The sequence below is a fragment of the Rathayibacter tanaceti genome (genome assembly GCF_009834165.1).
Taxonomy (GTDB): Bacteria; Actinomycetota; Actinomycetes; order Actinomycetales; family Microbacteriaceae; genus Rathayibacter; species Rathayibacter tanaceti.
On sequence record NZ_CP047186.1, the window covers coordinates 2,858,047 to 2,883,964 of the forward strand.

Here is a 25,918-nt window from a genome sequence, read left to right on the forward strand (position 1 = left end):
GACCAGAAGGGCGAGAGAGCGGTGACGGGGGTCCGTGGGGTCCTCCTCGGTGTAGGGCGGTCGGCGGCGAGCGTAGCGCCCCGGCGCCGTGTCCGCCGGGCCGCTCCCGTCGGAGGATGAGTGATGCAGCAGACACCAGGACGATCCAGCTCCGACGCAGGGAGCTGGCGGATGGTGTGATGGACGACTTCCTCGCGTGGTTTCCCGAGTGGATCGTGCCGGCGCGCGAGGCCCACGGCTTCCGGATCGAGTTCGCCTACGCCGACCGCGGGGCGAACGAGTTCGTCTGGGCCGTCAACACGGCGGGGGACGCCGCCGCTTTCGCGGCGGTCGAGACGTCGTCTCTGGCCTCGCCCGAGCGTGACGCCGCCTACGCCGGCCAGCCCCAGCGCAGAGCAGTGCAGCACGTGCGGCTGGTCGGGCGCATCGTCTGAGCCTCGCGGCGGACGGCAGCGGCGGGGCGGGGCCGGTCAGCTCCGGGCACGGCGCACGGCCGCGAGTGCTCCCCGGATCGCGAGCGATCCCACGGCCACCGAGGCCAGGGTGCCGAGTAGCCGCGCTGCGACGTGCTTCGGAGTGCCGAGCCCGGCCCGGTCCTTCGGTGTGGGCAGCGCGGCCGGCGCGAGCGTGCGGCCGGCGGCTCCCGCCTCGGCCATGTGCGCCAGCCGGCGCAGCGTCTCGATGTTGCGGAGCCACAGCCCGGCGTGCAGCAGCGGGCGGGGGACGAGCGTGCCCGGCCCCTTCACGGCCGCCTCGTGGATGCGCACCTTCGCACCGCGGGGGTGCGGCTCCACCTCGAGGCGCACCCGCGCCTCTCCCATCGGCCAGCCGGCGGCCTGGATGATCATCCGGCGAGGCGGATCCCACTCGAGCACCGTGGTGCGGTCGTCGATCACGAGTGGCCACAGCCCGAAGGAGTGGTGCAGCCGACTGCCCACGTGCGGGAAGTCGGCGTCGACCCGCCTCATCCGCGACGCCCCGACGACCCAGCTGGGAAAGAGCCATCCGGAGGCGAGAACCGCGAAGACGGACTCGGGCGGGCAGTGGAAGACGCGGGTGTTGCGGGACATCGCGGGCTCCTTCGTGTCGTGACGGTGGTGGCAGCCGTGGTCGAGCGGTGCTCCCGTCTCCGGGCTGCGCGAGAAGAGGACGGGCGGAGGACGGCGGAGTCTCAGCCTCCGCGCGCCTCGGGCGAGAGGTCGGGGGCCTCGCGCACCCCGAACTCGTGCCGTAGGGCGCTCCGGGCGGCGTGCCAGCCGGCCATCCCGTGCACGCCGGGACCGGGCGGAGTGGACGAGGAGCAGAGGTAGAGGCCCTTCGCCGGGGTCCGCCACGGGTCGGGTGCGGGTACGGGCCGCGCGAGAAGCTGCACGACGCTCGCCGATCCGGCCGCGATGTCGCCGCCGAGGTAGTTGGGGTTGTAGGCCTGCATGTCGCGGGCCGTCATCGAGGAGGCGGCGAGCACGCGGTCGCGGAACCCCGGCGCGAAGCGCTCGATCTGCGCGGTGATCGCCTCCTGCTGGTCGGCGGGCGAGTGGCGCGGGACGTGCGTGTAGGCCCAGAGCACGTGCTTGCCCTCGGGCGCCCTGGTCGGATCGGCGATCGAGGGTTGCGCGACCAGGACGTAGGGGCTGCGGCTGTGCCGGCCCCTGACCACGTCGCGCTCGGCCGCCGCGATCTCGGCGCGGCTGCCTCCGACGTGCAGGGTTCCTGCCCGGGCGAGTTCGGGGTTGGTCCACGGCACCGGCCCGTCGAGGGCGAAGTCGACCTTCGCGACGCCGTTGCCGTAGCGGAACCGCTGCAGCACGGCGGCGTAGGCCGCGGGCAGGCGTTCCCCCGCCAGGGCGAGGAGAGCGGTGGGAGTGCCGTCGACGAGGACCGCTCGCGCGGGAGGCAGCTGAGCGAGCGAGGTGACCTCGACGCCGGTCTCGATGGTGCCGCCGTGCGCGCGGAGGTCGTCGGCGAGCGCGTCGACGATCGCCTGGCTGCCGCCGATCGGCACCGGCCAGCCGCGCGCGTGGGCGTAGGCGCCGAGCGCCAGAGCAGCGGCGGCCGTCGACGGGCTGGGCATCGGGCGGATCGAGTGGGCCGCGACCCCCGAGAACATCGCTGGGGCGACGTCCTCGCGGAAGCGCAGGTTCCAGACCGGAGTGCCCTGCTCGAGCACCCGCAGGCCGAAGCGGAGCAGCACGCTCGGATCCGTCGGGATCCGCAGCAGAGCATCGTTGGTGAAGCCCGAGACGCGGTCGGCCCGCTCGGCGAGCGGCCCCATCAGCGCGCGCCATGCGGCTCCGTCGCGGCCCAGTGCCTCGGCCGTCCGATCGAGGTCGCGGTAGGCGATACCGGCGCGTCCGCCGTCGAGCGGATGCGCGTAGGAGATCTCGGGGACGACCAGCTCGATGCGCCGGTCGAGCCCGAAGGCACGGAAGAACCCGGAGGCGAGCGCCATCGGGTGCACCGCCGAGCAGACATCGTGGTGAAACCCCGGGAGCGTCAGCTCGGCCGTTCGCGCGCCGCCGCCGATGGTGCTGTTGCGCTCGAGGACCGTGACCGACAGCCCGGCCCTGGCGAGCGTGACGGCAGCGGCGAGCCCGTTGGGGCCCGCTCCGACGACGACCGCGTCGACCACGGTCACTTCCTCCGCAGGGCCGACACGACGCCGACGGCTCCGGCCGCGACGGCGGCAGCTGCTCCCGCGTAGCTCAGGGCGCGGTGCCGGATCATCCAGATCTGCGGCGTCATCGTGTGCGCGCGGTCGCTGAAGAGGCCGCGGGCGCCGTGATCGCCGGGGACGGGCCCGTAGACGTTGTTCGGGAGCATCGGCTCGGTCTTGTCCGGCGCCTGCTGGCCGTCGAAGGCGCTCCGGGCGAGGTACCAGTCCATGAAGCGCCCGGCGAAGCGGTCGCCGAGGATCGTCCCCGCGGTCGGCTCGCCGACCCAGGTGCGCCGGCGCGGCTTGTCGGCCACGTCGGCGATCGCGATCGCGCCCACCTCGGGCTCGTAGATCGGCGGAACCGGCTGCGGGTGGTGCGGCAGCTGCGACTTCACCCAGTTGAACTGGATAGTGTTGAGCGCCGGCATATCGACCTCGGAGAGATGCACGCGGCTCTTCGCGTGCAGCAGCTCGGCGGTGACGGCCTCGGTGAAGCCGCGAGCGCCGAACTTGGAGGCGCAGTAGGCCGCCTGCAGCGGGATGCCCCGGTGCGCCAGCGCGGAGCCCACCTGGATGACGTGCCCGCGGTCGCGCGGGGTCATCCGTGAGAGCGCCGCGCGGGTGCCGTTGACGAAGCCGAAGAAGTTGACGGCCACGGCGCGCTCGAAGTCTGCCGGCTCGGTCGAGAGGAACTCGCCGAAGACACCCACCATCGCGTCGTTGACCCACAGCTCGATCGGACCCAGCTCGGTCTCGACCCGGTCGGCCGCCGACTCGACGGCCTCGCGATCGGCGACGTCGGTTGGGATGCCCAGACCGCGGCGCCCCGACTGCTCGATCTCGGCGACGGTGGCGGCGAGCGCATCCTCGCCGCGCGCCAGCACCGCGATGTCCCAGCCGCGGGCGGCCAGCTCGCGCACCGTCGCGCGCCCGAGCCCGGCCGTGCCTCCGGTGACGACGGCGACCCCGCGGCTCATGCGCGGACCTCGGGGGCGGTGGTGCGGCGGTTCTGCGTCATGGGGCGGGCTCCTTCGTGGGGGCGCGGGATGCGTCGGACTCCCACGCTAGGTGCGTGGACCGCCGAACCGCGCGGGGTTGCGCGCGATCTGTGGAGTGCTCGAGCATCAGGTTCTTGGGGAGGAGGATCACCACCGGCTCCCCAGTCTTCCCCCAGAGATCGGAGCCAGACTGACGCTCGCCCGACGTACGCCGACCGGATAGATGCATGACCCCTCTCCTCGACTTGAGCCTCGTCTCCGGCCCGCTCGTCGTCGTCGTGTATCTGTTGTCGGCTTCGGCCCTGCTCGTCCTCGTCGCGACCCACCTCCGCGCCCACCCGCCCGGACGACCGCGCCGCGCCGCGCTCGCCGTCGCGCTCGCCGTCCTGATTCTGGGTCTTCTCGGCGGAGTCGCGCTCGGCGCGCTCGTCGACGGCCCTGATGGACCCTTCGGCGTCGACTTCACCCCGATCACGCGACTCTGGATCGGGCTCGGACTCGGCGGGCTCGGCGTCGCGGCGGTCGTGCTCGTCGACGCGGCGGGACGGAAGCGGTTGCGCAGAGCCCTCGCCTCGCTCGGAGTCGCGGTGCTCGTGATCGCAGTCGCAGCCATGACCGTCAACATCGACTTCGGCCAGTACCCCACGGTGCGCAGCGCGCTCGGCATCAGCGCCTACTCCGATTCGGCCGACCCAGTGGCCGCAGCGAGCGGTCCGCACTCCGACCTGGCCACGTGGACAGCTCCCGAAGGAATGCCCGCCGTCGGCACCGTGTCGACCGTGACCATTCCTCCGACCGCCTCCGGCTTCGCCGCGCGGGACGCCGTGGTCTATCTCCCGCCGGCCGCTCTGACCGCCGCGCCTCCCCTCCTGCCGGTGATGGTGATGCTGTCTGGGCAGCCGGGCTCCCCCTCCGACCCGCTCTCGACCGAGAGGCTTCAGCAGACGCTCGACGCCTACGCCGCCGCGCATGCGGGCCTCTCGCCGATCGTCGTGTCACCTGATCAACTCGGCGACCCGGACAAGAACCCGATGTGCGTCGATTCGTCGCTGGGGAGGTCCGCCACCTACCTCACGGTCGACGTGCCGAACTGGATCCGCGCCAACCTCCCGGTGCTCGGCGACGCGCAGCACTGGGCGATCGGAGGCTTGTCGGAGGGGGGCACCTGCGCAATCCAGCTGGGTGCCGGCTTCCCGACGCTCTTCGGCAACATCATCGACGCCTCGGGGGAGCTGGCGCCGACCCTCGGCAGCGATGCGGACACCATCGCTCGGGGCTTCGGCGGGGACGCGGCGGCCTACGAGGCCGCCAAGCCGGTGAACCTGCTCGCGAAGAACGCACCCTTCACGGGGACGGTCGCGATCTTCGGAGTCGGCGCGAACGACGAGACGTTCCTGCCGGGCGCGAAGACCGTGGCGGCCGCGGCGAAGGCGGCGGGGATGGACACCACGTACCTCGAAGTGCCCGACAGCGCGCACGACGTCACCGCTTGGGCGACGACGTTCGACACAGGGCTCGAGATCCTCTCCGCACGCTGGGGCCTGGTGCCCGCCTCCTGATCGGACGCGCTCGACCGACGCTGGGATACCACCGCTCCAGGGCGCGCCGTGGCCCGGGATCGCCCAGGGTGCGCCGGTGGGCAGCAGGCGCCGCAGCGAGGCGAGCGCTTGATCCGGCTCGTCGGTGAAGGGAACCGGCTGCGACCCAGCATGGTGGTCGACACGAGCTCTCAACCGACGTTCCACGCCCCTCCGAGCAGGGATCAGCTCTGCGGACGCCGCGTCGACCAGAGCGCCCACGCCACCAGAAGCGGCTGGAAGGCCAGGCGGACGGCGCGCTTGCGGTCGGTGTCGAGGCCGAAGGCGCTCGTGCGGGTCAGCCACTGCGAGATGTTGCCGGGGAAGACCGCGGTGAAGAAGGCGGCGGCCGCGGCTCCGACCAGCGGCGCCCGTCGGCGCGCCAGCACAAGGGAGGCGCCGAGCCCGATCTCGACCACACCCGAGGCCAGCACGACCGCGTCCTTGTCGAGCGGCACCCACTCCGGCACCTGCGCCTGGAACTCCTCCCTCTTGCGGGTGAGGTGGCTCACCCCGGCGAAGACGAGAGCGGAGCCGAGGAGCACCTTGGCGCCGGTGCGGAAGAGGGACGGGGAAGAGTTTCGCATGACCTCCATCGTTCCCGATCCTGGCCGACGTCGCCGGGTCGAGCGTCGAGAGCGCACGAATGTGCCGAGCGGCCCGCCTAGTCTGAACGGGTGACTGACCGCATCCTCGTCCTCACCACGGGCGGCACCGTCGACAAGCAGTACTCGCTCGCGGGCGAGCTCGAGATCGGGGCGACCACCGTGCCGCGGCTGCTCGCTCCGGTGCTGACGTCCCTCGAGTTCCGCGTCGAGTCGATCCTGACCAAGGACAGCCTCGACCTCGACGACCACGACCGCGCGCTGATCCGGGAGCGGGTGCTCTCGGCCGAGGAAGACCGCATCGTCGTCACCCACGGCACCGACACGATGACGACGACCGCCGAGGCCCTCGGGGCCGTGCACGACCGGGTCGTCGTGTTCACCGGAGCCATGCAGCCCGCCCGGATGCTCGACAGCGACGCGGCCTTCAACCTCGGGACGGCCGTGGCCGCCGTGCAGCTGCTGCCCCCTGGCGCCTACCTCGCGATGAGCGGGCGGGTACTGCCGGCAGGATCGGTCGTCAAGGACCGCTCGATCGGCGTGTTCCTGCCCGCCTGACCGCCCGGTCGCAGGAGGCCTCGCTCGGCCTCTCGGCGTTCACGCCTCAGCGAGCTCCGCGGTGCAGCTCATGCAGAGTCCGAACACGTCCACGACGTGGTGCGCGTCCGTGAAGCCGTTCTGCGCCGCGACCGAGCGCGCCCAGGTCTCGACCTCGTCGGCGGCGATCTCGACCGTCAGCCCGCAGCGCCGGCAGATCAGGTGGTGGTGGTGCGTACCCGGCGTGCACGCGCGGTAGAGGCTCTCGCCCTCGGGCGACTGGAGCGAGTCGGCCTCGCCTTCGACGGCCAGGTCGGAGAGGGCGCGGTAGACGGTCGCGAGCCCGATCGGCGAGCCGGAGGCGTGCAGCGCGCTGTGCAGACCCTGGGCGCTGACGAAGTCCTCGCGGCGCCCGAGCGCCTCGCGCACCGCCTCGCGCTGCCACGTGTTGCGCTTGACCACAGGACCACCTCCACTCCGGACGACCCGGGCCACGCTACCGCGCCCCGTCGACGGCGAGCCGGGAACGGCTCCGGACGCCCTGGCGCCCGATGGTCCGGCACACCGCGTAGATCGCGAACGAGATCGTCGTCACGTACGGGCTGATGGGGATGGAGCCGCCGAGCGCGAGCAGGATGCCGCCCACCAGCGCGCCCACCGCGAAGAGCACGCTCAGCAGCGGCACGACCACCGGTGAGGCCGAGAGGCGCAGCGCCGCCGCCGCCGGCGTCACCAGGATCGCCAGCACCAGGAGCGAGCCGACGATCTGCACCGAGACGGCGACCGCGAGACCCAGCAGCAGCATGAACGCGATCGAGAGTGCGCGGGTCGGGATGCCGCGCGCGGCGGCCACATCGGCGTCGACGCTCGCGAAGGTGAGCGGGCGCCAGATCAGCGCGAGACCGATCACGACCACCACCGAGATCGCGACCAGCCAGCCGAGCTGCGGGTCGTCGACCGCGACGATCTGCCCAGTGAGCAGGCCGAATTTGTTCGCGCTGCGCCCCGGGTACAGCGCCAGGCAGAGGATGCCGATGCCGAGCCCGAACGGCATCAGCACGGCGATGATCGAGTTGCGGTCGCGGGCCCGCGAGCCGAGCAGCCCGATCAGCACGGCGGCGATCAGCGAGCCGATGACCGATCCCTCCACGACGCCGACGCCGAGCAGCAGCCCCGCGGAGGCGCCCGCGAACGAGAGCTCGCTGATGCCGTGCACCGCGAAGGCCATGTCGCGCGACATCACGAAGACCCCGATCAAGCCGCCGACCACGCCGAGCACCGCTCCGGCGATCACCGAGTTGATCAGCAGCGAGAGCAGCGCCCCGTAGTCCGAGAAGTCGAAGATCTGCGACCAGACATCGGTCACGACGGCACCTCCTCGTGCACGTGCGAGTGGTCGGGGGCGCCGACCACGATGACCCGGCCTCTGGCGCGGATCACGTCGACCGGCGCGTCGTAGAGCTCGCTGAGCACCTCCGAGCGCAGCACCTCGTCGGGCGTGCCGATGCGGAACCGGCCTCCCGCGAGGTAGAGCACCCGGTCCACCATGCCGAGCACCGGATTCACGTCGTGCGTGACGAAGAGGACGCCGAGGTTCCGCTCGCGGCGGTGCCGATCGATCAGCTCGCTGACCGCCCGCTGATGCGCGAGGTCGAGCGCGATCAGCGGCTCGTCGCAGAGCAGGAGCGCCGGATCGCCCGCGAGCGCCTGGCCGACGCGGACGCGCTGCTGCTCGCCTCCGGACAGGCTGCCGATCGGGGCGTCGGCGAACGAGGTGGCGCCGACGGCCTCGAGCAGGGCGTCGACGGCCGCCCGGCGCGAGCGGGAGGGCAGCGGGAGGCCGAAGCGGTGGCCGTCGATCCCGAGCCCGAGCAGGTCGCGGGCGCGCAGCGGAGTCCCCTCGTCGGCGAGCTTCTGCTGCGGGATGTAGCCGATGCGCCGGTTGCCGCGGTGCACCGGAGCACCGAGCACGTGCAGCTCGCCCGTGCTGAGCGGCTGCTGGCCGAGCACCGCACGCAGAAGACTGGTCTTGCCGGAGCCGTTCGCCCCCAGCACTGCGACGAACTCGCCGGCGCGGACATCCAGGTCGACGCCGCTCCAGAGCTCGCGGCCGCCGAAGCGGAGCCCGGCGCCGCGGAGCCGCAGCACCGACGCCGAAGGGCCCGCCTCCGAGGAGACGGGTCCGATCGGGTCGGCGCCGATCGAGCCGGCGCCGATCGGGGAGTCGCCGGTCACGGGGCGAGGGCTCCCTCGATGGCGTCGAGGTTGGCGGTCATCCAGCCGACGTAGTCGTCGCCGTCGGGCAGCGTCTCGGTGACGCCGACCGCCGGGATGCCTGCCGCCTTCGCCGCGTCGAGCACGGCGTCCGTCTGAGCGCCCTCGGTCTGCTCGTTGTAGACGAGCGCGTCGACGGTCTTGTCCGAGAAGAGGGCGAGCGTCTCCTGCAGCGTGGTCGCGGGGACGTCGGTGCCCTCCTCGACCGCCTCGCTGAACGCCTCCGGAGTCGCATTGGTGAGTCCGAGTGCGGTGGTCATATAGAGGGGGACGGGCTCGGTGATCGCGATGGAGCGGCCGGAGAGCGTGCCCTTCAGTTCACCCTCGCGCGCGATGAGCGCGTCGAGGCTGCTGTCGAGTGCGGCGACGTTGGAGGAGTAGGTGGACGCGTTGCCGGGGTCGATGCTCGACAGCTCGTCGCCGATCGTCCCGGCGATCGTGCGGACGGCCGAGAGGTCGTACCAGACGTGCTCGTTGAACTCGGCGTGCTCGTGGCTCTCGTCGCTGGAGGCCGCGGCCTGGTCGTGCTCCTCCTCGAGGCCTGCGACCACGGTCGCGGTGACGACGGGCGCCTCGGACGAGGCCGCGTCGAGCATCGTGTCGATGAACGAGTCGTAGCCTCCGCCGTTCTCGACGACGAGCGCGGCGTTCGAGACGGCGAGCTGGTCGCGGGCGGTCGCCTCGTACTCGTGCGGGTCCTTGTCGGGGCTGTCGATGATGCTCGTCACGTCGACGAGGTCACCGCCGATCGCGCTGACGAGGTCGCCGTAGACATTGGTCGACGCGACGACCTCGACGGCGCCTCCGGTCGTGGCGGCGTCGGAGGCGAGAGCGCCGGAGGAGGTGCCGGAGCAGGCGCTCAGGAGGAGGGATGCGGCGCCGAGCAGGGCGGCGGCGGAGAGGGTGCGGGTCTTCACGGGGAGCCAATCTGAGTCCGGGGCAGGACGGTCGAGGTGGCATCACGGTAGCGACTATTGATAACGATTGTCAAAATCGAGTCGCCGAACGGGATCGGGAGTCATCCGGAGACGCACAGGGTCACGCTGCGACACGGTCCTCACTCCCGCCTGCGGCGGCTGGCACAGTCTCTGCAGACCCGCCCGAGAGAGACGAGGACACCGTGACCATCACCGCACCGGCCCCCACGACAGCCGCGCCGATCGACCGCTGGTCGGCAGCTCCCCGACCGGCCACACCCCAGGAGTGGCTGACCCGCGCCGAGGAGGTCGCCGCCGCGCTGGCTGGCGACGCACTCGAGCGCGATCGCGCAGGTGCCGCCCCCACCGCAGAGGTCGCCCTGCTCAAAGCCGCGGGCCTCGTCACCCTGCTCGGCCCGGCCGAGCACGGCGGAGGCGCGCAGGAGTGGACGACCGCCCTCCGCGTCATCCGCACCATCGCCCGCGCCGACGGCTCGATAGGCCAGCTGCTCGGCTACCACTACCTCTGGGCCTGGGCGGCGCGGCTGGTCGGGACCGCCGAGCAGATCGCCGCGGTCGAGCAGCTCGCCACCGAGGGGAACCTCCTCTACGGCGGCGCCGTGAATCCGCGGGACTCCGACCTGACGGTGCGGGAGGAGGGCGACGAGCTGGTGTTCACCGGCCGCAAATCATTCTCGACCGGCGGTGTCGTCAGCGACCTCACCGTTCTCGAAGGCGTCCTCGAGGGCACGGACACCCACGTCTTCGCGATCGTGCCGACCGACCAGGCGGGCATCGTCTTCGGCCACGACTGGGACAGCCTCGGCCAGCGGCTCACCGAGTCCGGCTCGGTCGAGATCCGCGGTGTGCGCGTGCCGTGGGCGGCGGCGGCAGGGTTCGTCGACCGTGTGTACCAGCCGCTCGTCTACAACACCCTCAACGTGCCGACGATCCAGCAGATCTTCGCCGAGTTCTACCTCGGCATCGCGCAGGGCGCGCTCGAGCGCGCCGCGCAGTACACGCGGGAGCGGACACGACCCTGGCCCTACGGCGGCGACGACAAGCAGAGCGCGAGCGAGGAGTGGTACGTGCTCGAGGGCTACGGCGATCTGCAGTCGCGGCTCTGGGCCGATGAGGCCCTCATCGACGCGACGGGAGCCGAGCTCTCGGCGGTGCTGCACGCTCCGCGCGAGGAGCTGACACCGCGGCGCCGCGGCGAGATCGCGGTGCGCATCGCCGCAGCCAAGGCCCGCATCGTCGAGGACGGCCTGGCGACCGCGACCCGCGTCTTCGAGCTGACGGGAGCCCGCGCCACCGCCTCCACGGTGGGACTCGACCTCTACTGGCGCAACCTGCGCACCCACTCCCTCCACGACCCGCTGCCGTACAAGCGCCGCGAGGTCGGCGTCTTCGCACTGCTCGACACCGTTCCGGAGCCCAGCTGGTACACCTGAGTGCCGCACCGCCGCCCTGCGGCCGCGCCTGTTCGGGCTGCGCGGTCGGAGGGCGGCGGCGGTCAGGAGACGCACGGTGCCCACCCACCCGAGACCGGAGGAACGGGCGCGCACCGCGCGTCAGCATCGCATCAGCAGGCGCGAAGCGAAACTCAACGTGCGCGCCCATCACCGACTCCGTCATCACCTCGGTCAGCTGCTCGCGACGGCCTGTGAACACGTCGCCGCGGCCGAGCGTGGAGACCGTTCCTCCCGCCGAGAGACGCAGCTCCCCATCGACGCAGACGACGACCACGCAATCGCGGGAGCGGTCCCCGGTGAGCGGCGGGCGACGAAGACCACCGCGGGTCTACCAGAGCCGAGTCACTTCGACCTCGGGGAATCTCAGCGTCTCGACATTCGCTTTCGAGCCCGCCGGTTGGACGAGTCGCCAGCCCGTCCGGGTCATCCATCCGGGAATGTCCTCATCGCGCTGAGCAGAACTGTCGCCTCGTGCAGAACGGTCGTGCCGTGCAGAACGGTCGCGTTCGACCATATGGATATTCCCCTCCACTCGCCTCTCACCCCAGTCAGGCTGAGTCTTCGTCAGTTTCCCTACTCGGAACGAGATGACGACAGAGAGAGAACGAGAGGACGCCATGACGGACGAGAAGCACAGAAGAAGACCCGAGAAGCCGCGCGAAAGCCGATCGGCCGCGCCTCGTGCTCGGCATTCTGGACCGACGGAAGCGCTTCTCCGATTCTCGCCAGGAGGTCCTCAGGACTAGCGGGTGGCGAGCAGTGTCCCCTGCCGGGGAGGACCGACGGAGGAGAGAGCTGCACTCCGGGTCGGGAACGCCGGGCGACGACGGCGCGTCTCGGCGGGCCCCGGTCGACCACCGGCCGTCGAACCGGTCGCGACATCGCGTTCCGCCAGATGTCCGACGTGCCGTGCGGGCAGTGGTACAACGTTGTAGGTTGACCCCGAGCGGAGGAGGACCGATGGCGGTCACGTTGCACGACGTCGCGCGCGCGTCCGGAGTGTCGATCAAGACGGTCTCGAACGTCATCAACGACTACCCGCACATCCGCCCTGCCACGCGCGAGCGGGTCGAGGCCGCGATCGCCGAGCTCGGCTACAGCCCCAACCTCTCGGCCCGGAGCCTGCGCCGCGGCCGCACCGGGGTGATCGGCCTGGCCCTGCCCGAGCTGAGTCTCGCCTACTTCGCCGAGCTCGCCGACAGCGTGATGCGCGCAGCCGACCGGCGCGGACTGACGGTGCTGATCGAGCAGACGGGGGGCGACCCCGCCCGCGAGCGCAGCGTCCTCAGCTCACCGCGCCGGCAGCTCACCGACGGGCTGCTGTTCAGCCCGCTCGGCATCGACATGACCGACGAACCGGCCCTCGCGGTCGACTACCCGCTCGTCCTGCTCGGTGAGCGCATCTTCACCGAGCGCGTCGATCACGTCACGATGCAGAACGTCGAGGCCGCGCGCGCCGCGACCGCGCACCTGCTCGAGAGCGGACGCCGGCGCATCGTCGCGCTCGGAGCCCACGCGGGCGAGGAGATCGGCTCGGCCGTGCTGCGCACACAGGGCTACCGCGAGGCGCTGGAGGCGGCGGGCGTTCCCTACGACGAGCGGCTGATCGGCCACTCCGGACCCTGGCACCGCCTCAACGGAGCAGTCGCCATGCGGGGCATCATCGAGTCGCGAGTCGACTTCGACGCGGTCTTCGCCTTCAACGACACCCTCGCTCTCGGCGCCGTCAGGACGCTCCAGGACGCCGGGCTCGACGTCCCGGGCGACGTCGCCGTCATCGGTTTCGACGACATCGACGAGTCGCGCTACTCCGTGCCGAGCCTGTCCTCGATCGATCCCGGACGGGAGGAGATCGCGCAGGCGGCCGTCGATGTGCTGAAGGCGCGCATCGACGGCACCGACACGACTCCACACGGCCTGCGCACCGCCGCCTTCACGGTGGTGCCCCGCGAGTCGAGCGCCGCCCGTCGGGCCGGCTGACCGGCTGCGGTCAGGCGCAGATCTCGCGGCGGATCCACTCCCCCGCCTCGCTCACCGGGAGCCGCCCGCGCCGCAGCAGCCGGCTCCACTCGACGGCCCGCCGCGTGAGCCGGTCGTCGGCGCTGCCCGCGCGGTCGCCGCCCGCCGTGCGCAGCAGCAGGTGGGCCAGCGTGCCGCCGAGGTAGAGCGTCGCCCCGGCCACACCCGCGAAGTGCCTCGACTGGCCTCGAGTGTCGTCGTCGTAGGACTCGGCGAAGCCGCGGCCGCGGATCCGATTGCGCCCGCCGCCGAGCAGATCGAGGGGGCCGAGCAGCCCGCCGCGGATCCCCGCGACATCGCGCGCCAGATCGCGGATCAGTGCACGGGGTGCGGGTTCTGAGGCGGCGAGCGCCTCCACCCGGTCGGCGAGGAGGCGGCACGCGTCGATCTTTCCCACCCCGCCACTGGAGCACGACCGGCTGAGTGGACGCCTCCCACAGCTCGCGAGCAGCTCTTGACAGCGCCGCGGCGACTGCGCATCATCGTCTCTACAACGTTGTCTCCATCGTTGTAGAAATGGTGGAGACGCGCTGCTGAACCTCCCCGCTCCCCGCGTGGGACTCCTCCTCCGGCCGACGACGGCCGCATCCGAAAGGAAACGCAATGACGCGTCATTCGACGAGACTGCTGGCCGCGGGGGTGGCCGTCTGCGCCTCCGCCGCTGCTCTCACCGGCTGCTCCGCCGGGAGCGAGGCCGCGAGCTGCGAGAACACGGTCGTGAATCCGGACGCGAAGGTCGTCACAATGTGGGCCTGGTACCCCGAGTTCGAGGGCGTGGTCGACCTGTTCAACAACAGCCACGACGACGTCCAGATCTGCTGGAGCAACGCCGGCGCCGGCAACGACGAGTACACCAAGCTCACCACCGCCGTGCAGGCCGGCTCGGGGGCCCCCGACGTCGTCATGCTCGAGAGCGAGGTCGTGCAGAGCTACATCCCGCAGGACGCGCTGGTCGACCTCACCGAGTACGGCGCGGGTGACGTGCAGCAGAACTACTCCGAGGGAGCCTGGGCCGACGTCTCCAGCGGAGACGCCACCTACGCGATCCCGGTCGACGGCGGCCCGGTCGGCATGCTCTACCGCCAGGACATCCTCGACCAGTACGGCATCCCCGTGCCCACCACCTGGGAGGAGTACGCCGCCGCCGCGCAGGCGCTCAAGGACGCCGGCTCCACCACCCTCATGACCGACTACGCAGGCAACGGCCGCGCCTACCAGCAGGCGCTCTTCGCGCAGGCCGGTTCGGTGCCGTACACCGTCGACGGCACCGACGTCACGATCGATCTCGACGACGACGCCAGCGCGAAGGTCATGACCTACTGGAACGACCTGGTCAGCGAGGGCCTCGTCGGCACCGAGGACAGCTCGACCACCGACTACAACACCCACCTCGTCGACGGCACCTACGCCTCGGTCATCGCCGCGGCCTGGCTGCCCGGCTACCTCCAGGGCTTCGAGGGCGCCGACCCCGACGCCGTCTGGCGCGCCGCCCCCGTCCCCCAGTGGGAGGGCGAGGAGCCGACCCAGATCAACATCGGCGGATCCGCGTTCGCCGTCACCGCGCAGGCCGCCGACAAGGAAGCGGCTGCGACCGTCGCCAAGGAGATCTTCGGCACCGAGGAGGCCTGGAAGATCGGCATCGAGAAGGGCGCGCTGTTCCCGCTCTGGAAGCCGATCCTCGAGTCGGACTACTTCGCGAACCTCGAGTACGACTTCTTCGGCGGTCAGCAGATCAACAAGGACGTCTTCCTCACCGCCGCGACGGAGTACCAGGGCTTCCAGGTCTCGCCGTTCCAGAACTTCGCCTACGACAAGCTGACCGAGGCCGTGAATGCGGTCAACAGCGGAGAGTCGAGCGTGGAGGACGCGCTCGCGACCTACCAGACCGCGGTCAGCGACTACGCCGCCGGCCAGGGCTACACGGTCGGTTGACGACCGGCGGCCGCCGTCCACCCGGGCGGCGGCCGCCCCGTCTCGAAGGAGCACCCATGTCGAACCTCGTCGTCCCCGCACCCGCCGCCACCGCAGAACGCCCCTCGAAGAAGCCCCGCACCGGAGTCGTCGCCGCGCGCCGCGCCCGCTGGGGCTGGGTCTTCGTCGCGCCGTTCGGCGTCTTCCTCGTCGTCTTCCTGATCACTCCGCTGATCTACTCGTTCATCCTGAGCCTGCAGAACAAGACCGTCGCGACCGGCAATGAATGGGTCTGGTTCGCGAACTACGCGAAGGCCTTCTCGGATCCGCTCTTCCTCGAGGGCGTCGGGCTGGTGGTCCGGTTCGCGCTGATCCTGATCCCCATCCAGATGCTGGTCTCGCTGATCGCAGCGCTGGTGCTGGATGCGCTGACCTCACGGTTCTCGCGCTTCGCCCGACTGATGATCTTCGTGCCGTACGCAGTGCCCGCCGTGATCGGCGCGCTGATGTGGGGCTTCCTCTACAGCCCGTCGTTCGGCCCCGCCTCGGAGGTGTTCGGCTGGTTCGGCCTCGACGCCCCCAACCTGCTCGGCAAGGACTCGATCTTCGGCAGCCTCGTCAACGTGGTCACCTGGCAGTGGGCGGGCTACTACATGATCATCATCTACGCGGCCCTCCAGGGCATCGACCCCGCCGTCTACGAAGCCGCCCGTCTCGACGGCGCGAGTGCGATCCAGACGGCGCTGCGGATCAAGATCCCGATGATCTCCTCCTCGATGGTGCTGATCCTCGTCTTCGCCCTGATCGGCACCCTCCAGTTCTTCACCGAGCCGCAGATCCTGCGCTCGCTGGCGTCCGGCTCGATCGACGCGTCCTACACGCCGAACATCTACGCGTACACGCTCGCCTTCTCCTACAACCAGTTCAACTACGCCTCCGCGATCTCGTTCGCGCTGGGCCTCGTGGTGTTCATCGGCTCGTACCTGTTCCTGATGGCCACCAAGAGGAGGAACGGACTCTCATGAGCACTCTCGAACTCGCCCCGAAAAGGGCCGGCCGGGTCCAGCGACGCGAGGACGCCCTCCGCGCCCGCAGCCGCCGCGGCGGCCGCCAGCTGCTCCCGCACGTGATCCTGCTGGCCTTCGTCGTCTACTTCGCGCTGCCCTTCTGGTGGCTCGTCGTGGCCTCCACGAAGGACCAGGTCGGCCTCTTCTCGGGCACCGTCAGCCCACTGTGGTTCGGCGACTCGTTCGAGTTCTTCACGAACATCGGCTCGCTGTTCACCTACTCCAACGGGCTCTACTGGAAGTGGCTCGGCAACTCCTTCCTCTACGCCTTCGCCGGGGGTCTCGGGGCTACGGTGCTGTCGGTGCTCGCGGGCTACGGCTTCGCGGCCTACGCCTTCAAGGGCCGCAACGCCTTCTTCTCGCTGGTGCTCGGGTCCGTGATGGTCCCCGCGACCGCGCTGGTCATCCCGCTGTTCGTGATGTTCAGCGCCGCCCAGCTCACCAACACGATGTGGGCCGTCATCCTGCCCTCGATGCTGAACCCGTTCGCGGTCTACCTGATGCGCGTCTACACGCAGGACGCGGTGCCCGAGGAGATGCTCGACGCGGCGCGGATGGACGGGGCGGGCGAGATCACGGTCTTCTTCCGCGTCGCCCTCCCGCTGCTGCGCCCGGCGCTGGTCACGGTACTGCTGCTCTCGGTCGTGGGGACCTGGAACAACTACTTCCTGCCGCTGGTGATGCTCTCCAACTCCCAGCTGTTCCCCGTCACGGTGGGACTGGGTACCTGGCAGACGCAGGCCTCCGTCAACACCGGCGGCCAGTCGCTCTGGAACCTCGTGATCGTCGGCGCCCTGATCTCGGTCATCCCGCTGATCGTCTCCTTCCTCACCCTGCAGAAGTACTGGCAGGGCGGACTCTCCATCGGCTCAGTCAAATGACCACCGCACCCACCAGAGCACCCCTCCCCTCCAGAACAGGAGGGGCCCGTCACCGCCTCAGAAAGGCCCAGTCATGACCGACGCTCCCCGCGCCGTCCCCTCCACCACCTCGGCCCGGATCACGCTCGATCCCTCCGCGATCGTCGCCCCCGTCAACCCGCGGATCTTCGGCTCGTTCGTCGAGCACCTCGGCCGCTGCGTCTACGACGGGATCTACGAGCCCGGCCACGCCACCGCGAACGAGGACGGCTTCCGCCTCGACGTGGTCGAGCTGGTCAAGGAGCTCGGCGCCACCACGATCCGCTACCCCGGCGGCAACTTCGTCTCGGGCTACCGCTGGGAGGACGGAGTCGGACCGCGATCCGAGCGCCCCCGCCGCCGCGACCTCGCCTGGCACTCGCTCGAGACCAACGAGGTGGGCCTCGACGACTTCGCGAAGTGGGCGGCACTGACCGGCAGCGAGATCATGTACGCCGTCAACCTCGGCACCCGCGGGGTGCTCGAGGCGCTCGACGTGCTCGAGTACGCCAACGGACCCGCCGGCACCGCTCTCGCCGACCAGCGCATCGCCAACGGCGGGACCGAACCGTACGGCATCCGCATGTGGTGCCTCGGTAACGAAATGGACGGGCCCTGGCAGGTCGGCCACATGAGCGCCGACGACTACGGGAAGCTCGCGTCCCGCACCGCCAAGGCCCTCAAGATCGCCGACCCGTCGCTCGAGCTGGTCGTCTGCGGCTCGTCCGGCTCGTCGATGCCGACCTTCGGGGAGTGGGAGCGCGTGGTACTCGAGCACACCTACGACGACGTCGAGTACGTGTCGTGCCACGCCTACTACGAGGAGCACGACGGCGATCTCGGCTCGTTCCTCGCCTCCTCGCTCGACATGGAGTACTTCATCGCGACGGTCGCGGCGACCGTCGACCACGTGAAGTTCAAGCTCAAGAAGACGAAGGACATCAAGCTCTCGTTCGACGAGTGGAACGTCTGGTACCTCAGCGAGTGGAACGCACAGGAGAAGGCCGACGCCGAGGGTGACCAGAGCACGCGCGAATGGGCTTACGCCCCGCGCCTGCTCGAGGACGTCTACTCGGTCGCCGACGCCGTCGTGCTGGGCAACCTGATGATCACGCTGCTGAAGAACTCGGACCGGGTCACCTCCGCCTCCCTCGCGCAGCTCGTCAACGTGATCGCGCCGATCATGACGGAGCCGGGAGGCGCCGCGTGGCGCCAGACCACCTTCTTCCCGTTCTCGACCACTGCGCGCCTCGCCTCCGGCTCGGTGCTGAAGCCGCGGATCGAGGTGGGCACCTACGCGACGGCCCGCCACGGCGACGCGCCGCTGGTCGACTCCGTCGCCACCGTCGACGAGGGCCGGGCGGCGGTGTTCCTCGTGAACCGCTCGACCACCGACGCACTCGAGGTGACGGTCGACGTCAGCGGGCTCGGAGTCGGCACCGTCGCGGAGGCGGTGGCCCTCTTCGACGAGGACCCCTACGCGAAGAACACCCGCGACGACCAGGACCGCGTGCGGCTGCGAGAGATGCCGGCAGCGCTCGCAGACGGCGTGCTGACGCTGACGCTCCCGGCCGTGTCGTGGACGGCGGTCGCGCTGACGGCGTGACCGGCGGCCGCCTCCGGCTCGGCTGACACTGTCCAGGTCCCACGGGTGATGGCGTGGAGGACGGCGGCGGCGGGGGTCGCCCGGCTCCCGTCATGGCGACGAGCAGCTCACCTCCCGAGCGTCGTGCACCTCGTCGAGAGCAAGTTGCACGCGATCCCGCGCCTGATGGCGGGTGCCGGCGAGGCACTCGCCATCGCGGCGATGGTGTCAGCGGCCGGTGTCGGTCGATCGCCGGGTGCGTGCTTCGTGGACGCTGGCCGTGATGACGAACAGGAGCGCACCGAGCCCGATGAGGGCGGAGGAGGAGGTGATGAAGCCCCCGGCGATGACGGCCACCATGGCGAGCGACACCCACGGAATCGTGCGCCATGCGCGCATTCGCGGCAGAAGGCCAAGCGCGAGAGCGGCGACGACGATCGTCAGCACGAACGACAGCCAGGGTCGTGAAGGGGTCGAATCGATGAGTCCGACGACGACCGAGACCATGGTGATGATCCCCATCACGCCGAGCCCGATGAGCGCGACTCTCTGATGAATGACGGTACCGACTTCAGGGTGCCCAGCGTGGTTCGTCATGATTCATCCCCTCGAGCATACGGTTTCGCGGGTAGCCGCCGAGGTGACCAGCGCCACTGAACGGTGGACTCAGCAGACGACGGGCACCGCCTGATTGGTGATGACGTAGGAGCGGAAGCATGTCCCTTCGGCGCCGCTCAGGTCGTGGTCCTGGATGTCTTCGTTCACCTTCTGGATGGCGGCCGCGCATGCGGCGGCACCGACTGGAATGCACACGCGACCGTTGCGGGGGCGGAGCCGGCGTCGATCGCGGCCTGCCACTCCGGCAACGTGCCCTGGATGTACGGGGCGACAAAGTTGTCCACGCCGGCGGACCACTGCGTCAGATCGAGCAACCGCTCAACCGGGAGGTCCTCGTCGTCAGGAGAGGGCGCTCCCGTGCCTACCGGCAGGTGATGCCGGGGGGCACCACCGTCTGGATGTGCGCTCCGGCGCCGCCTCCCGCTCGGGCCACCGCGATCAACACCTCGCCGGCCGGCAGCACCGGCTGGCGAGTGGTGAACGCGTGCGTCGCGGCCTTGCCCGACGCGACGGAGGCGAACGACTTCGTGGTCGTCCCCAGGGTCATGGCCACGCTCACGGGCACAGAGTCCTGGTTCACGGAGGTGACGGTCACGACCGGCTTGCCGGCGATGCAGCGCGCGGTGGCGGTGCTGACCACCTTCAGCGCGGCCTCCTGCTCGTCGAGGACGAACGGTGCGAAGTCGATCCAGTCGACGTCCGGCGCGATCGCGTAGCCCGGCAGGACCGTGTCGTCGCTCGTGCTGCCCGTGGGCCCCTCGTCGATGAACAGCGTCGATCGGGTGTTGCCGAAGGTCACCGGACCGGAGTCGGTCGCGAGGTCCAGGGGCAGGACGGCCTCCCAGAAGTTGGTGGAGGAGTAGGTGTACCGGAAGGTCGTGCGACCCACCAGACCCGCGGTCCCCTCCTCCTCGGCCTGCAGCCCGAGATCGACGACCTGCGGGTTGTAGTCGTGGGTGCCCTCGATGTCGTCGTTCGAGTAGTGCACGATCGCGTCGTAGGCGCCGGCCTCGTCGAAGCCGGGGAGCCGGGGGACGGTGAGCGTGCCCTCGTTCGCCGGGTCCGCGTCGGTGATGCCGAGACCCGTCACGTACCCGGTCCCGGAGCCGTTGGTGAGCGCACCGCCGAAGCCCGAGACTTCCGCGGTGCCGTCGAGGTCGGTGGTGGCGAGATCCTCGGCCTGGACGCGGACGATGCTGGCATCGCCCTCGACGGCGCGCGTCGTCGCGACCGAACCGACGCGGGCACCGGTGCCGGCGAGCTCGACCTCCGAGATGCCCTCGGGCAGGTGGACGCGGACAGTGGAGGCGCCGGCCTGCGGGGTGAACGCCGCCGCACGGCGACCGTTCACGTCGACGGTCAGCTGCGCTCCTGCGGCGCCGTCCCAGTCGACGACGAGGTCGTAGTAGCCCGACTCGAACGTCGACGGGTAGAGATCGGCGCGCTCGCCGGCCTCGAGCGAGAGCCGCCCGCCAGAGAGCGTCGCTCCGTCGATCAGACGGAAGGTCGTCGCCGGGTACTCGACGGACTCGGTGCTCGTGGTGTCGCCGACGCGCAGGAGCTCGAGGCGATCGAGCGTCACGCCGCCACCGACGCCGGCTCCGGGCAAGAGGGTGGTGCCGTCCTGGCTGGTGCGGAGCCCGACCGTGTGGGTGCCGGCGCTCAGGGCGACGTACACCTCCGCACTGCCCCGGGCGACGGTGCGGACGTTGCCCGGCTTGATCGCGTTCGCCCCGTACTGCACGAGGGTCGAGAAGGCGTCGTCGACGAAGACCGCGTGCTGCGCGGCCGTGCCGGGAGTCGCTCCGACGATCTGCAGGCGGTAGAGGCCCGCCTCCTGCACGGTCACCGACCAGTCGGCGCGCGAGCCCGCGGAGGCGAAGCCCGAGACGTCGCGATCGGCGGAGGCCCGGTAGCCGTCGGGAGTGCGCACGGCCGCGGCGGTGAGGCGAGTGGCCTCCGCCTCGATCACGTGGCGCTCGCCCTGCTCGGCCGCCGCCGCCTCGACATCGCGCGTCGAAGCAGGGGTGATGACGACCTGGTACGCGCTGGAGGAGTTCGCGGAGGGGATCCGGAGCTCGATGCGGCCGTTCGCCACCGCGACGGCGTCGTCGGCGAGGACGACCCGGGGGGTCCCGGCGATGCCGTCGGTGCCGCTGACGACGGCCTCGCGGACCTCGACGTCGACGGAGGAACCGAAGGTCGCGGCGTCCAGTCCGTTCAGGGTCAGGGCGCCGTCGCGACCGTCGGGGATCCCCGCGACGATCACCTGGGCGCGGTCGGCCTCGCGATCGACGGCGGCGATCGCCTTCTCGCGGTTCGCGGTGACCGCGACCGTGCGCGACCCGGTCATGTCGCCGTACCACTTGAAGAGCCACCAGCCGCCGTTCGCGGCGTTGACCTTCGCCTGGTTGTCCGAGAGCGTGCCCGACGCCGTCCAGTACGCGGTCTGAGCGTCGATCTTGGCCGCCTCGAAGCCGGCGAACCAGCGCAGCAGATTGGCGGGCGAGCTCATGTCGGTGCTGGCACCCCACTCGGTGATGTTGATCGAGGGGATGTCAGCGGCGGCGATGCCGACCTCGGCGGCGTAACGGCGGAAGTCGGACGCGCGGTCGGGCAGCCACTGGTAGCCGCGGAGCTCGTGCCAGACGTAGATGTCGGGCACCGTGCTGGTCGCGCGAGCCATGTTCAGGAACGTCGTGATGTTGCCCTCTCCGCGCCACGCCGCGTCTCCGGGCCCCGCGATCTGTGGACGCTCGAGGCCGTGCTTCGCATAGGTGTCGGTGATGACCTTCCAGGCGGCCGCCCAGTCCGTCGCTCCGCCGGGGGTGAAGCTGCCCGGCTGGTTGCCGACGTGCATGAAGCGGTTGTAGAGGTCGTCCGAGTTCAGCCACTGGAGGTCGACCTCGTTGAACGGGATGAAGACGTACTTCTCGGGGTTCTCCGCCTCGCGGGCGACCTCGTCGACCACGATCTCGAGCACCTCGAGGTAGTCCCAGACGCCGTTCGGGGCGGTGGTGAAGTCGTCGGTCAGGCGTCCGCTCGCGTCGCGGACGTAGCTGCGGTCGTCACCGGGCCGCCTCCCGCCGTTGTAGGGCCAGTCGGGGTAGTAGTCCTGCGTGTAGAGGTAAAGGTCCTCGCCGTACTTGTCGAAGAAGGTCTTCTCGACGGTGAAGGCGTCGCCGCCCGGGTGCTGCGTGCCGAACGGCGGCTTCTGCGACACGTTGGTCATGGCAGCGCCGTTGACGAGCGCCTGGGTGGGCGATCCCTCGTCGCCGAGGCCGTAGAGAGTGCCCGAGGCGCCTCCGCGGAACTCGCCCGTGTCCTGCGAGAAGTCGACGGCGATCGGCTCGGGCGGCCGAGCCGTGACGGTCACGGTCGTGGTGAACGGCGTCGACCAGCCGGCGACGGTGCCCCTCACGGTGAACGTCGAGCCCGCGGTGGCGTAGGCGGAGGCGGGGACGGCGTCCCACGAGATCGCCGCGGTGGCCGGTCCCGACTCGCGGGTGACGTTCACGGTCGCGGGCAGCGTCGGTGCGACCTGCGCCGCGGTGGACGCGGTGAAGCTCTGACGCTCGACCGAGACGATCGCGCCGGCGTCCTCGAGGTAGGCGGCCGAGACCTGCTCGGCGGTCAGGGCGGTGCGGTAGATCGCGAAGTCGTCGAACTGGCCGCCGAAGAAGGCGGCGTACGGCCCCGCCCACGGCACGCGGCCGATCAGGCCCGAGCGGGTGCTGGAGGGCGAGGCGAGCTTCGCGAAGTCGAGTGCGACCGCCTCCGTCCGCACGAGCGAGCCGTTGATGTAGTACAACACCGAGTCGGTCGTGGCGACCGTGGTGATCTGCGCCCAGGTGTTCGTGGGCAGCGGAGTCGACGACACCGCCTTCACCTCGGTGCCGGTGTTGGCGGCCGCCTTCGACTGCCCGCCCTCGTTCGGCACGTGGTACAGCCCCCAGTTGTCGCGGGGGAGGGCGTCGCTGCCGATGATGTACGACCAGGGGAGCTGTCCGGCGTTCGCACCGTCCCACTTCACCCAGGTCGAGACGGTCATCGCCGAGGTGTCGGCGAAGAGTCCGGCCGGGATGTCGAGAAAGGGGGCGGCGGCCTGCGATGAGCCCTGCGCGCCGCCGGGGAAGACTCCGGAGGCTCCCGAGCCGGCCACGGGTCCGGTGCCGCGGGCGAGCGACGGGGCGTTGCGGACCCGGGCGTCGAAGGCCGAGCCGAGCGAGCCCTCGTTCGCAATGGTGGATCCCGAGGGGTTCCGATCGAACGTGTAGAGGACGGCGGGGGCGGGAGGAGGATCCGCGGCTGCCGCGGGGCCGCCGCCGACCAGGGTCGAGGCTGCCAGGACGGGCAGTGCGACGAGAGCGGCGATCGAGGCGGTGATCCGCCTCGAGAAGGGGTGGGGTGCGTGCATGGTGTCCTCAACGCTGAGAAGGAAGATGAAATCGCTATCGCCCAGAGGTGACAGGAGGCGATGCGTGCACGATAGCGATATCACGAGCCGGGCACCAGGTGTGCAGCGAAGACGAGACGGTCGGCGTGATCGCTGTCAGATAACGCTTTCACCACCCGCTTGCGCTTTCGTGAAATCGGTATCAGTATCGTCCCAGCCCCGGATCCGGGGCGACGCCCTTCCCACTCCGCGACGACGAGGAGCTCCTGTGCCCGAGCAGCTGACCTGGGGGACCCGCGAGGGACTCCGACTGACTTTCGACTGCTCGCCCGGATCCCCGGTCGCCCTCGTCGCCCTCGAGGCCGCGGACGTCCGCCTGGAGGCGACGCACGTCGCCCCGTTCCTCGAGATCACGACCGCGGCCGCCGGGCACGATCCCGCCACCTCGCGCCTCACCCACACCCGGATCGGCGCCGCCCTGCGCTACACCGCTCACCGCGAGAGCTCGGTCGGCGGGGTGGAGATCCTCGAGATCGACACCGAGGCCACCTCGTTCGGCGTCGCGGCCACAGCGATCCTGCGGCAGGTCCCCGGGGTCGCGGCCGTCACCTCCGAGGTCGTCGTCCGCGCCCTCACGCCGCAGGTCGTCCGCTCGGTCGCCTCGTGGAGCGCCGACCTCGGCGCGCAGCCCGGAGCATCCGGCAAGGACGCCTTCACCCGCTGGTCGCTGCTGCGCGGCGAGAACGACTGGCTGGGAGAGGGGCGCTGGCGCAGCGGGCCTGTCCGCGACTCCGGCTTCGTCATCCTCCGCGAGGACATCACCGGCCACGACCCGCGCGGCGCGGTCGGTGCGGTCTCGGCGGGCAGCTGGTCGACGGGCTCCGACCTCCCCGTCGGCGGCCTGGCCGCGCCCGACGCAGCGCTCGTCTGGCAGATCGAGCACAACGGTGCCTGGCGCTGGGAGGTCGGCGAGGACATCGACGGCGGCACGCTCGCGCTCTCGGGCCCGACCGACCGCGATCACGGCTGGATCCGGCCCCTCGCCCAGGGAGAGGAGTTCCGCTCCGTCCCCGTCACGCTCGCTCTCGGCCGCGACGCCGATGCGGCCATCGACGCCCTCACCCGCAGCCGCCGCGCGAGTCGCCGCGCGCACCCCGACAACGCCGCCATGCCGGTCGTCTTCAACGACTACATGAACACCCTGAACGGCGATCCGACCACCGAGAAGCTGCTGCCGCTGATCGACGCCGCGGCCGCCGCGGGTGCCGAGATCTTCTGCATCGACGCCGGGTGGTACGACGAGAGCGGCGTGCCCAGCGGCTGGTGGAGCAGCGTGGGCGAGTGGCAGCCGTCCGCGAAGCGCTTCCCGGGCGGCCTCGGCGAGGTCGTCGAGCGGATCCACGGTCACGGCCTCGTGCCGGGTCTCTGGCTCGAGCCGGAGGTGATCGGCGTCGACAGCCCGATGGCCGGCCGCCTCCCCGACGACGCGTTCCTCCAGCGTTCCGGAGTCCGCGTCGAGGAGCACGAGCGCTATCACCTCGACCTGCGCCACCCGGCGGCCGTCGCCCACCTCGACGCGACGGTGGACCGTCTGGTCGCCGACTTCGGCGTCGGCTTCTTCAAGTTCGACTACAACATCGACGCCGGCCCCGGTACCGACGTCGCCTCCGACTCCGTCGGTGACGGTCTGCTCGGCCACAACCGCGCCTACCTGGCCTGGCTCGACGCCCTGCTCGACCGGCACCCGACCCTCGTGATCGAGAGCTGCTCCTCCGGGGCGATGCGGCAGGACTGGGCCGTGATGTCGCGACTGCAGATGCAGTCGACCTCGGACCAGCAGGACTTCCGCCTGTATCCGCCGATCGCGGCCGCCGCGCCGATGATGCTCCTGCCAGAGCAGGCGGCCAGCTGGGCCTACCCGCAGGCCGACATGGACGACGAGGAGATCGCCTTCTGCCTCGTCACCGGCCTGCTCGGCCGCTTCTACCTCTCGGGCTACCTCAACCAGATGACCGACCCCCAGCTCGCCCTGGTGCACGACGCCGTGACCGCGGCGAAGACGCTCCGCGGGACGATCGCCTCGTCCACTCCCCGCTGGCCGCTCGGCCTGCCCGGCTGGACCGATGGCGCGGTCGCCCTGGCACTGCGGACCGACGCCGAGCACCTCGTGTCGGTCTGGCGCCGCAGCGGTGCCGACGACGTCGTGCTGCACCTCCCCGAGCGGATCGGGCAGGACCTCGACGTCTCGGTCGTCTTCCCCGCGACCCTCACCGCGTGGGCCACCGAGTGGGACCCCGGCACCGGACGGCTCCGCGTCCGGCCCGCCGGCACCGGACCCTCCGCGCGCACCTTCCGACTGTCCCTCCGTCCCTCCTGAACCCCCACCC

General features: G+C 70.9%; 21 protein-coding genes. 10 read left to right on the forward strand and 11 right to left on the reverse strand.

The window, feature by feature from the left end; genetic code table 11:
• Positions 1-116 precede the first annotated feature (116 nt).
• Entirely contained in the window at positions 117-434 is a 318-nt protein-coding gene (locus tag GSU10_RS13550; RefSeq protein WP_068211819.1) for a hypothetical protein, read from the forward strand.
• A gap of 36 nt (positions 435-470) precedes the next feature.
• Here the strand turns inward: GSU10_RS13550 and GSU10_RS13555 are convergent, their stop codons facing one another.
• From GSU10_RS13555 to GSU10_RS13565, 3 genes are all read right to left on the reverse strand, one after another.
• On the reverse strand, positions 471-1,070 hold the full coding sequence (locus tag GSU10_RS13555) for an SRPBCC family protein (RefSeq protein ID WP_132505050.1): 600 nt from the start codon (positions 1,068-1,070) through the stop codon (positions 471-473).
• 101 nt (positions 1,071-1,171) lie between these two features.
• Entirely contained in the window at positions 1,172-2,629 is a 1,458-nt protein-coding gene (locus tag GSU10_RS13560; protein ID WP_413784036.1) for a phytoene desaturase family protein, read from the reverse strand.
• A gap of 2 nt (positions 2,630-2,631) precedes the next feature.
• A complete protein-coding gene (locus GSU10_RS13565; RefSeq protein WP_068211825.1) occupies positions 2,632-3,630 on the reverse strand; it encodes an SDR family oxidoreductase in 999 nt (332 codons plus the stop codon).
• Between the two features lie 248 nt (positions 3,631-3,878).
• Here GSU10_RS13565 and GSU10_RS13570 point away from each other — a divergent pair, with 248 nt between their 5' ends.
• Positions 3,879-5,210, forward strand: coding sequence for an alpha/beta hydrolase (locus tag GSU10_RS13570; RefSeq protein ID WP_068211827.1), 1,332 nt, complete (start codon positions 3,879-3,881; stop codon positions 5,208-5,210).
• 203 nt (positions 5,211-5,413) lie between these two features.
• On the opposite strand, the gene GSU10_RS13575 is transcribed toward GSU10_RS13570, so the two are convergent.
• Positions 5,414-5,815 (reverse strand): DoxX family protein, encoded by a 402-nt coding sequence (locus GSU10_RS13575; protein ID WP_236713634.1) that lies wholly within the window; start codon positions 5,813-5,815, stop codon positions 5,414-5,416.
• Positions 5,816-5,905: 90 nt separating this feature from the next.
• Between GSU10_RS13575 and GSU10_RS13580 the strand changes: the two genes are divergently transcribed.
• The gene (locus tag GSU10_RS13580; protein ID WP_068211831.1) at positions 5,906-6,391 is read left to right on the forward strand and encodes an asparaginase domain-containing protein; all 486 of its coding nucleotides are present in this window, start codon (positions 5,906-5,908) and stop codon (positions 6,389-6,391) included.
• Between the two features lie 39 nt (positions 6,392-6,430).
• On the opposite strand, the gene GSU10_RS13585 is transcribed toward GSU10_RS13580, so the two are convergent.
• The 4 genes from GSU10_RS13585 to GSU10_RS13600 are packed head-to-tail and all read right to left on the reverse strand — an operon-like array spanning position 6,431 to position 9,561.
• On the reverse strand, positions 6,431-6,832 hold the full coding sequence (locus tag GSU10_RS13585) for a Fur family transcriptional regulator (protein WP_068211833.1): 402 nt from the start codon (positions 6,830-6,832) through the stop codon (positions 6,431-6,433).
• A gap of 34 nt (positions 6,833-6,866) precedes the next feature.
• A complete protein-coding gene (locus tag GSU10_RS13590) occupies positions 6,867-7,736 on the reverse strand; it encodes a metal ABC transporter permease (RefSeq protein ID WP_068211835.1) in 870 nt (289 codons plus the stop codon).
• Positions 7,733-8,557, reverse strand: coding sequence for a metal ABC transporter ATP-binding protein (locus GSU10_RS13595; RefSeq protein ID WP_068211837.1), 825 nt, complete (start codon positions 8,555-8,557; stop codon positions 7,733-7,735). Before GSU10_RS13595 ends, GSU10_RS13590 begins: the two co-directional genes overlap by 4 nt.
• Positions 8,558-8,601: 44 nt before the next feature.
• Entirely contained in the window at positions 8,602-9,561 is a 960-nt protein-coding gene (locus GSU10_RS13600) for a metal ABC transporter solute-binding protein, Zn/Mn family (RefSeq protein WP_068211839.1), read from the reverse strand.
• A gap of 203 nt (positions 9,562-9,764) precedes the next feature.
• Between GSU10_RS13600 and GSU10_RS13605 the strand changes: the two genes are divergently transcribed.
• Complete coding sequence (locus GSU10_RS13605; RefSeq protein ID WP_236713636.1) at positions 9,765-11,015, forward strand: acyl-CoA dehydrogenase family protein; 1,251 nt, start codon at positions 9,765-9,767, stop codon at positions 11,013-11,015.
• Between the two features lie 981 nt (positions 11,016-11,996).
• Positions 11,997-13,016 (forward strand): LacI family DNA-binding transcriptional regulator, encoded by a 1,020-nt coding sequence (locus tag GSU10_RS13610; protein ID WP_068211840.1) that lies wholly within the window; start codon positions 11,997-11,999, stop codon positions 13,014-13,016.
• Positions 13,017-13,026: 10 nt separating this feature from the next.
• Here the strand turns inward: GSU10_RS13610 and GSU10_RS13615 are convergent, their stop codons facing one another.
• On the reverse strand, positions 13,027-13,452 hold the full coding sequence (locus tag GSU10_RS13615) for a hypothetical protein (RefSeq protein WP_132505052.1): 426 nt from the start codon (positions 13,450-13,452) through the stop codon (positions 13,027-13,029).
• 206 nt (positions 13,453-13,658) lie between these two features.
• On the opposite strand from GSU10_RS13615, the gene GSU10_RS13620 reads away from it, so the two are divergent.
• From GSU10_RS13620 to arfA, 4 genes are all read left to right on the forward strand, one after another.
• The gene (locus GSU10_RS13620; protein ID WP_132505054.1) at positions 13,659-14,987 is read left to right on the forward strand and encodes an ABC transporter substrate-binding protein; all 1,329 of its coding nucleotides are present in this window, start codon (positions 13,659-13,661) and stop codon (positions 14,985-14,987) included.
• A gap of 56 nt (positions 14,988-15,043) precedes the next feature.
• Positions 15,044-15,991: a carbohydrate ABC transporter permease gene (locus GSU10_RS13625; protein WP_068211277.1), complete on the forward strand. Its 948-nt coding sequence runs from the start codon at positions 15,044-15,046 to the stop codon at positions 15,989-15,991.
• Entirely contained in the window at positions 15,988-16,914 is a 927-nt protein-coding gene (locus GSU10_RS13630; protein WP_082845147.1) for a carbohydrate ABC transporter permease, read from the forward strand. The genes GSU10_RS13625 and GSU10_RS13630 overlap by 4 nt, the downstream gene beginning before the upstream one ends.
• 73 nt (positions 16,915-16,987) lie before the next feature.
• Positions 16,988-18,538, forward strand: coding sequence for an arabinosylfuranosidase ArfA (arfA, locus tag GSU10_RS13635; RefSeq protein ID WP_068211281.1), 1,551 nt, complete (start codon positions 16,988-16,990; stop codon positions 18,536-18,538).
• Between the two features lie 207 nt (positions 18,539-18,745).
• Here arfA and GSU10_RS13640 read toward each other — a convergent pair whose 3' ends face one another.
• Positions 18,746-19,114: a hypothetical protein gene (locus tag GSU10_RS13640; RefSeq protein WP_068211283.1), complete on the reverse strand. Its 369-nt coding sequence runs from the start codon at positions 19,112-19,114 to the stop codon at positions 18,746-18,748.
• 382 nt (positions 19,115-19,496) lie between these two features.
• On the reverse strand, positions 19,497-23,552 hold the full coding sequence (locus GSU10_RS13645; protein WP_132505056.1) for a LamG-like jellyroll fold domain-containing protein: 4,056 nt from the start codon (positions 23,550-23,552) through the stop codon (positions 19,497-19,499).
• A gap of 247 nt (positions 23,553-23,799) precedes the next feature.
• Here GSU10_RS13645 and GSU10_RS13650 point away from each other — a divergent pair, with 247 nt between their 5' ends.
• Positions 23,800-25,908, forward strand: a complete 2,109-nt coding sequence (locus GSU10_RS13650) for a glycoside hydrolase family 36 protein (RefSeq protein ID WP_068211289.1) — start codon at positions 23,800-23,802, stop codon at positions 25,906-25,908.
• Positions 25,909-25,918 lie beyond the last annotated feature (10 nt).

Excerpts from the sequence above, each read along its gene's own strand:
- GSU10_RS13625 (WP_068211277.1), top strand. The coding sequence starts at position 15,044 with ATGTCGAACCTCGTCGTCCCCGCACCCGCCGCCACCGCAGAACGCCCC.
- GSU10_RS13620 (WP_132505054.1), top strand. The coding sequence starts at position 13,659 with ATGACGCGTCATTCGACGAGACTGCTGGCCGCGGGGGTGGCCGTCTGC.
- GSU10_RS13575 (WP_236713634.1), bottom strand. The coding sequence starts at position 5,815 with ATGCGAAACTCTTCCCCGTCCCTCTTCCGCACCGGCGCCAAGGTGCTC.
- arfA (WP_068211281.1), top strand. The coding sequence starts at position 16,988 with ATGACCGACGCTCCCCGCGCCGTCCCCTCCACCACCTCGGCCCGGATC.
- GSU10_RS13565 (WP_068211825.1), bottom strand. The coding sequence starts at position 3,630 with ATGAGCCGCGGGGTCGCCGTCGTCACCGGAGGCACGGCCGGGCTCGGG.
- GSU10_RS13610 (WP_068211840.1), top strand. The coding sequence starts at position 11,997 with ATGGCGGTCACGTTGCACGACGTCGCGCGCGCGTCCGGAGTGTCGATC.
- GSU10_RS13570 (WP_068211827.1), top strand. The coding sequence starts at position 3,879 with ATGACCCCTCTCCTCGACTTGAGCCTCGTCTCCGGCCCGCTCGTCGTC.
- GSU10_RS13640 (WP_068211283.1), bottom strand. The coding sequence starts at position 19,114 with ATGACGAACCACGCTGGGCACCCTGAAGTCGGTACCGTCATTCATCAG.
- GSU10_RS13550 (WP_068211819.1), top strand. The coding sequence starts at position 117 with ATGAGTGATGCAGCAGACACCAGGACGATCCAGCTCCGACGCAGGGAG.
- GSU10_RS13555 (WP_132505050.1), bottom strand. The coding sequence starts at position 1,070 with ATGTCCCGCAACACCCGCGTCTTCCACTGCCCGCCCGAGTCCGTCTTC.
- GSU10_RS13630 (WP_082845147.1), top strand. The coding sequence starts at position 15,988 with ATGAGCACTCTCGAACTCGCCCCGAAAAGGGCCGGCCGGGTCCAGCGA.
- GSU10_RS13645 (WP_132505056.1), bottom strand. The coding sequence starts at position 23,552 with ATGCACGCACCCCACCCCTTCTCGAGGCGGATCACCGCCTCGATCGCC.